Annotated in this window: 4 protein-coding genes and 1 pseudogene; 2 read left to right on the top strand and 3 right to left on the bottom strand. The window is 41.0% G+C overall.

Translation table 11 applies throughout. The features are described from left to right. From GNF10_RS34665 to GNF10_RS34675, 3 genes and pseudogenes are all read right to left on the bottom strand, one after another. A pseudogene (locus GNF10_RS34665) lies at nucleotides 1–819 on the bottom strand (glycoside hydrolase family 10 protein); the annotation flags it as partial. A gap of 97 nt (nucleotides 820–916) precedes the next feature. Continuing rightward, nucleotides 917–2254 (bottom strand): TIGR03279 family radical SAM protein, encoded by a 1338-nt coding sequence (locus GNF10_RS34670; RefSeq protein WP_185580731.1) that lies wholly within the window; start codon nucleotides 2252–2254, stop codon nucleotides 917–919. A 114-nt stretch (nucleotides 2255–2368) separates the two neighbouring features. Next, a complete protein-coding gene (locus GNF10_RS34675; RefSeq protein WP_185580732.1) occupies nucleotides 2369–3193 on the bottom strand; it encodes an undecaprenyl-diphosphate phosphatase in 825 nt (274 codons plus the stop codon). A gap of 433 nt (nucleotides 3194–3626) precedes the next feature. Between GNF10_RS34675 and GNF10_RS34680 the strand changes: the two genes are divergently transcribed. Both GNF10_RS34680 and psbU read left to right on the top strand, forming a co-directional pair. After that, nucleotides 3627–4406: a DUF3120 domain-containing protein gene (locus GNF10_RS34680; RefSeq protein WP_185581993.1), complete on the top strand. Its 780-nt coding sequence runs from the start codon at nucleotides 3627–3629 to the stop codon at nucleotides 4404–4406. 562 nt (nucleotides 4407–4968) lie between these two features. Further along, nucleotides 4969–5397, top strand: a complete 429-nt coding sequence (gene psbU / locus GNF10_RS34685) for a photosystem II complex extrinsic protein PsbU (protein ID WP_185581992.1) — start codon at nucleotides 4969–4971, stop codon at nucleotides 5395–5397. Nucleotides 5398–5506 lie beyond the last annotated feature (109 nt).

Raw genomic sequence — 5506 nt, forward strand, 5'->3', positions numbered from 1 at the left:
CCTGCTCCCTGCTCCCTGCCCCCTCGGTGCAGTCGCTACTGTTGTAGAGCAGTTTGGCGAACCTCCTGCTATTTTTTTCATCCGATTCGATGGTGCTAGCGCTGTGAAATAATGATTGATAGAAGCTTTTAACCAGGCATTATCTAACTCGGCGGCTGAGGCTGTATCTGTTCCCCAGCGCCAGCCCAAAAAGGTAGTACGCTCAGTTGTCACTACTGCGGCTGGATTATCTTTGGAATTCCAAACAGCAGGAGATTCAGTGCCCATATCATTAGGAATCACAACGCCGCCACGGATTTTGCCAAAGAGTTCAGTTTGATTTGCCCATTCTGGGATCTTGGTTTTTGTGGGCTTGATCTGTTCTATTTCACTGAGGCTGAATCCCCAATAACCTCCCAAGAGCGATCGCAATAACTGCCGTACTCCTGGCGATGACAAACTACCTACGGGGCCACTAGCAATCAAGCGCCCTCCCTTACTCATCCATTCTTCAAGAGCGATCGCTTGGGTTGGCGTTAATGTCTCGACGTTTGGCAAAAATAATATCCGGCGATCGCCCCAATCTGCACCACTCTTGACATCTGTTAGGGGAATTACACAATATTTCACCCCGATTGTCTGCAAGCGGTCAGTTATCCCTGTCCATTGATTCGCATTTTCTTGGCTATGCACTACGCTCAATACAGGTTCTTCAGTCGCTGCCGTGACTGGCAAAATACTAAAACTATTTAAAATTAAAAAGTTAAAACTTAAAATGAAGAATCCGGCTTTCTTTATGTGAGAATTTGCCTTTTCATGAAACTCTTTCCGATTCTTCACTACTGACTCCTCAGTGGATTATTTATTAGGCATTACTTCTTATTTATCATCCAGCATAACAATAAATTACCTCCGAAAAACAACTGATCTTTGATAACTAAATCTGAACAAAATTAGAAATGCATGTTTTGATTAAATCTTCAACTCCTGCTAGGGGGAAAATTTTTGTATTTAGTCTGCCAGCTAATTCCTCAATACTCATATCATCTAAAAACACTAATTCTCCATTTTTTAACATGACATTGGGTAGCAAAATCCCATCACCTAAATCTTGCTTCTCTAAATTTAAAAGTAAATCATGACCAGTTAGTAATCCGGTTACACTGATAGTTTGTCCCCAATAATCACTACATAAAGCCCGCATATTGACCTCTAAACCCTCAACACAATTTAAGCGTTTCAAAATTGGTTGAAATGCTTTTTCTACGGCGTTGCCCACTACCCAGGTCAATTTTCTTTGAGGATATACTTTTGCCGGGAGTAATTCTGCTGCAACGGTGGCAAATTGCTTGATAAATAGTTGGATCGAACCAACTCCGTTATCAATTTGGGGATATTCTTCATATTCAGACTCGCTGGGTAATTCTTCACCTGCAATCAAAAACCACTCATCAGCTAACCAAACAACGCTAGAACCAAATTGTTGGCGAAATTGCCGTGAGAGCATTTGCACTTGAGAAATCACTTCTTGAGCTTTTTCTCTAGTTACAGGGATAAGTTCATCTTCTGGAGGCCGAAACCGTGTCAACCCAACTGGCACAACTGCCACCGATGCCACTGCCGGGACTTCACCAGTATGAAAAGAAGTTAAATCTTTAAGAGTTTGTTCCAGATGTTTGCCATCATTTATACCAGGACAAACAACAACTTGAGCATGAATTTGTAGTCGCCTTTTTTGAAACCACTTCAGTTGTTGCAAGATTTGTCCCGCACGCTGATTTTTTAGCAGCCTAATTCTCACATCAGCTTCTGTTGCATGAACAGAAACATACAACGGTGACAAGCGCATTTGCTCAATTCGCTGCCATTCTCTTTCTGGCAAATTAGTCAGGGTAAGATAAGAACCATACAAAAAGCTCAGACGATAATCGTCGTCTTTTAAGTACAAGCTGGTGCGCTTACCTGGTGGCTGTTGATCGATAAAACAAAATGGACAGCGATTATTGCACTGAATTAAGCCATCAAATAGGGCAGTTTCAAATTCTAGCCCCAAGTCTTGATCGTAATCTTTTTCGATTTCCAGGGTATGAGTTTTACCAGTAGCATCTAAAACTTCTAGTTCTAAAACTTCATCCGCACACAAAAACTGATAATCAATTAAATCACGGGGATGCGTACCATTGATTGCAACGATCGCATCCCCAGCCTCAAAGCCAATCTCTGCGGCGATTGAGTCTGGTAGAACCTTGGTAATTCGAGCGGGATTAATATTCATGGGAATTGGGAACTTGTACTGAGCGAAGTCGAAGTATTGGGAATGGGGAATTGGGCATTAGTCATTTACTTTGGACTAATGACTAATGACTAATGACTAATGACTATTATTTAATTATCCTTTCCAACCTGCTGCGATCGCAGCTAAAATGGCGCTACCGAATGCTAATCTATACCAGACAAAAACCAAAGTATTCTTGGTTGCTAAGTATTTGATCAAAAATGCAATTGATAGGTAGGAAAAAATAAAGGTTGAAATAATCCCTACAATTAACAGTCCCACAATGTTATCGGGCAACTCGTGGGCTTGAAATAACTTGAAGATTTTCAGACTTTTATACAGCGTAGCAATGGTAAGAGTTGGAAATCCTAACAAAAATGAGAATTTCGCTGCTGTATCGCGTTCTAATCCTAAAAATAAGGCAGTCGTCAACGTCGAGCCAGAACGAGAAACACCCGGAATCAAAGCAAGTGTTTGTCCCAATCCAACTAAAATACCATCCCGAATTTGCAGTGAATCAAAACCTCGCTTGCGAGTACCAATTTTTTCTGCCAAAGCTAGTAAAAGTGCCATGATGATTGACATGATGGCAATAATTAATGCACTCTCTGGTAGAATGTCTTTCAAAAGAAAGCCGAAAATTAAGGCAGGCAATGTTCCGACTACAATCCCTACAATAATTTTCCACTCTTCACGTTGCCAATCTTTATCTTTGAATGCTTCGATTCCACCTTTGACAATGCTAGAAATCAGCGACCAGAAATACCCCACAATTGCGATAACACTGCCAAATTGAATGGCATCAACAAAATCTTTAGAACCTAGCTCTTTCCAACCAAATAGTTTGGTAAAAATCAGGAGATGTGCAGTACTGCTAATAGGTAAAAACTCTGTAATACCTTGAACAATGCCCAAAATAAAAGCTTGAATAAACTCCATAGCAATTAATACCTTTTTTCTGTTCTAGACATGATTATGAACATTGTCTAGATGATGATGTTGCTTTATATACTCTCTACTGCACCTAATATCTTATAGAAAATTCGATTTTACCGATCAATAACATCATCTAAGACGCTGACCATGTTCTTACACCCACCTGAATAAGTCAACGAAATTTTGCCAGTTCATCAAACTTTAATATTTAGCGGACTGATGCCGTCATGGGGCAGGGATCAGGGGGACAAGGAAGAGGGGGGAGACAAGGGAGAATTATTGAATAAGTCTCCCTTGTCCCCCCCTGCTCCCACACTTTTTCATTAGTCTCTACCCACACTCCGGGAAATGTCTGTATAATTACAATGCCCCAGGGGGGGATTTTAAAATGTGATATCTTAAATAAGATAAAGTTTAGTAACAAATATTAAAAACTTTGATTAATAATACACTGTCCTCCTACACTGCTTCTACACCCTCTATTGATACTGAGTTGGATTTGGCTGATACTGGGCAGAATGGCATCAGGCAATTGGAATCTGCACTCTCCTTTTCTCCCTCTTTTCCCTTATCTATTTCTGCCCGACAAAATTGGTTAGTGTTTGCGGCGGCGGTGTTTTTGGTATCAGTGCCAGTATTTGTTGAAGCGCCAATAGTGCGATCGCTACCAACTCTCAGTCTAGCGCTGACAGCTTTTTGGGTGTGGCTAAGTTTTAACTTAATGTCACGTCCTGCAACTTATGTCTGGGGCGATTTGCTCTTAGGATTTAGCTGGAGTTGGTTAGCAGGAGCGATTTATTGGGGCTGGTTACGTTGGGAACCTGTATGGCATCTGCCAGTCGAATCTATAGGCTTACCGTTTGCTTGCTGGTGTCTAGCGAAGAGTTGGGGCAAGGTTGGTAGCTGGTTTTATTTAGGGTCTTTATTCGGTACAGTTTTAACAGACGTATATTTTTATCTAGCAGACTTGATGCCTTATTGGAGGCAAATTATGAGAGTAGATGCAGATTTAGCACCACAAATCTTACACAATGCTCTCATGCAAGTAGAAACACCTTGGGGACAAAGTTGGGCCATAATTCTCGCCTTAGTGCTGTTAACAGTGGGAATTTTAGCTTTAGGTAGAAAGCAAAAACACTGGTATGCCTTTGGTGGTGCAGTTTTAAGCACAATTTTGGTGGATAGCCTATTTTTGTTAGCTGCGATCGCAGCGTGAAGAAAGCAGGATTCACAAGATTGTATTGTAATGATCTTCTAGGCTTCTGTTAGCAAAACTTTTTCCAGCCAGTCTATGGCACATCAAGAATGATGCTGTAAATAATTAATTAGTTAAGAAATATTACATAACAGTCCATCAGCCTCAAGTCTTCTTGCTAGGTTATTCGGTATTAGACATCAGACGGCTTCGTTTCTACTTGGAAGCTAAAATCAGCCACCCCGAAAAGATTTCGTCTCGTTGGGAATGCTACCAGGATCATTGATAGAAGCCTATTACAGCTATAGAGACACTCCGATAACGAGAAAAATTTTTGCTAAAACCCCAGTCAAACCCAGTAACAGTAAATATTGTGGATATTAATACGCTGTATATTAGTTTCTGATGACTGCTGTGTTAATTAAGCTATCAAGTTTTGTCTTTTGTCCTTTGTCCTTGGCGCTCTCACGTAGACGCATTAGCGGCTTACCGCAGAGCATGACTAATGACTAGTGACTAATGACTAATAACCACTGTTAGCTTCAAACTTTTATTTCTGTTTGATGGAAAGAGGTAGAAAATTGTGAAAGGATTGGCGCGTTTATTAACAGTGTTTAGTTTGTTACTTGGTTGCTGGGGATGGTTGGGAACAACTCAGATAGCCCAAGCTGCTAGTTTCAACAGTTTTGCTCTTCCTCAAGTGCCAATTCTGGCAATTGAGCGGCAGAATCGGGCAGATAAGAAGCTAGGAACGGAATTTGGTAAAAAAATTGATTTGAATAATACCAACGTCCGAGCTTTTCAACAGTTTCCAGGGCTTTATCCCACCCTGGCTAAGAAAATCATCATAAATGCTCCTTACAAAAATGTAGAGGATGTATTGGATCTTCCAGGATTGAGCGATCGCCAAAAAGCAACTCTGCAAGCCAACTTAGATAAGTTTACCGTGACAGAACTAGAGCCTGCCTTCAACGAAGGAGACGATCGCTTTAACAACGGCATCTACAGATAAGTTGCAGTTAATGTAACAAATAGCAGCCCACTTCTGATTCTAAAGAGTGGGATTATTCGATTACAGATGAGGGGGATGAGGAAGACTTTTCTCCCTCATCTCCCCCTAC

Origin of the sequence: Nostoc sp. UCD121 (assembly GCF_014222285.1) — a bacterium.
Lineage (GTDB): Bacteria > Cyanobacteriota > Cyanobacteriia > Cyanobacteriales > Nostocaceae > Nostoc.

Coding starts and splice junctions, on each gene's coding strand:
- GNF10_RS34670 (WP_185580731.1), bottom strand. CDS start 2,254: ATGAATATTAATCCCGCTCGAATTACCAAGGTTCTACCAGACTCAATC.
- GNF10_RS34675 (WP_185580732.1), bottom strand. CDS start 3,193: ATGGAGTTTATTCAAGCTTTTATTTTGGGCATTGTTCAAGGTATTACA.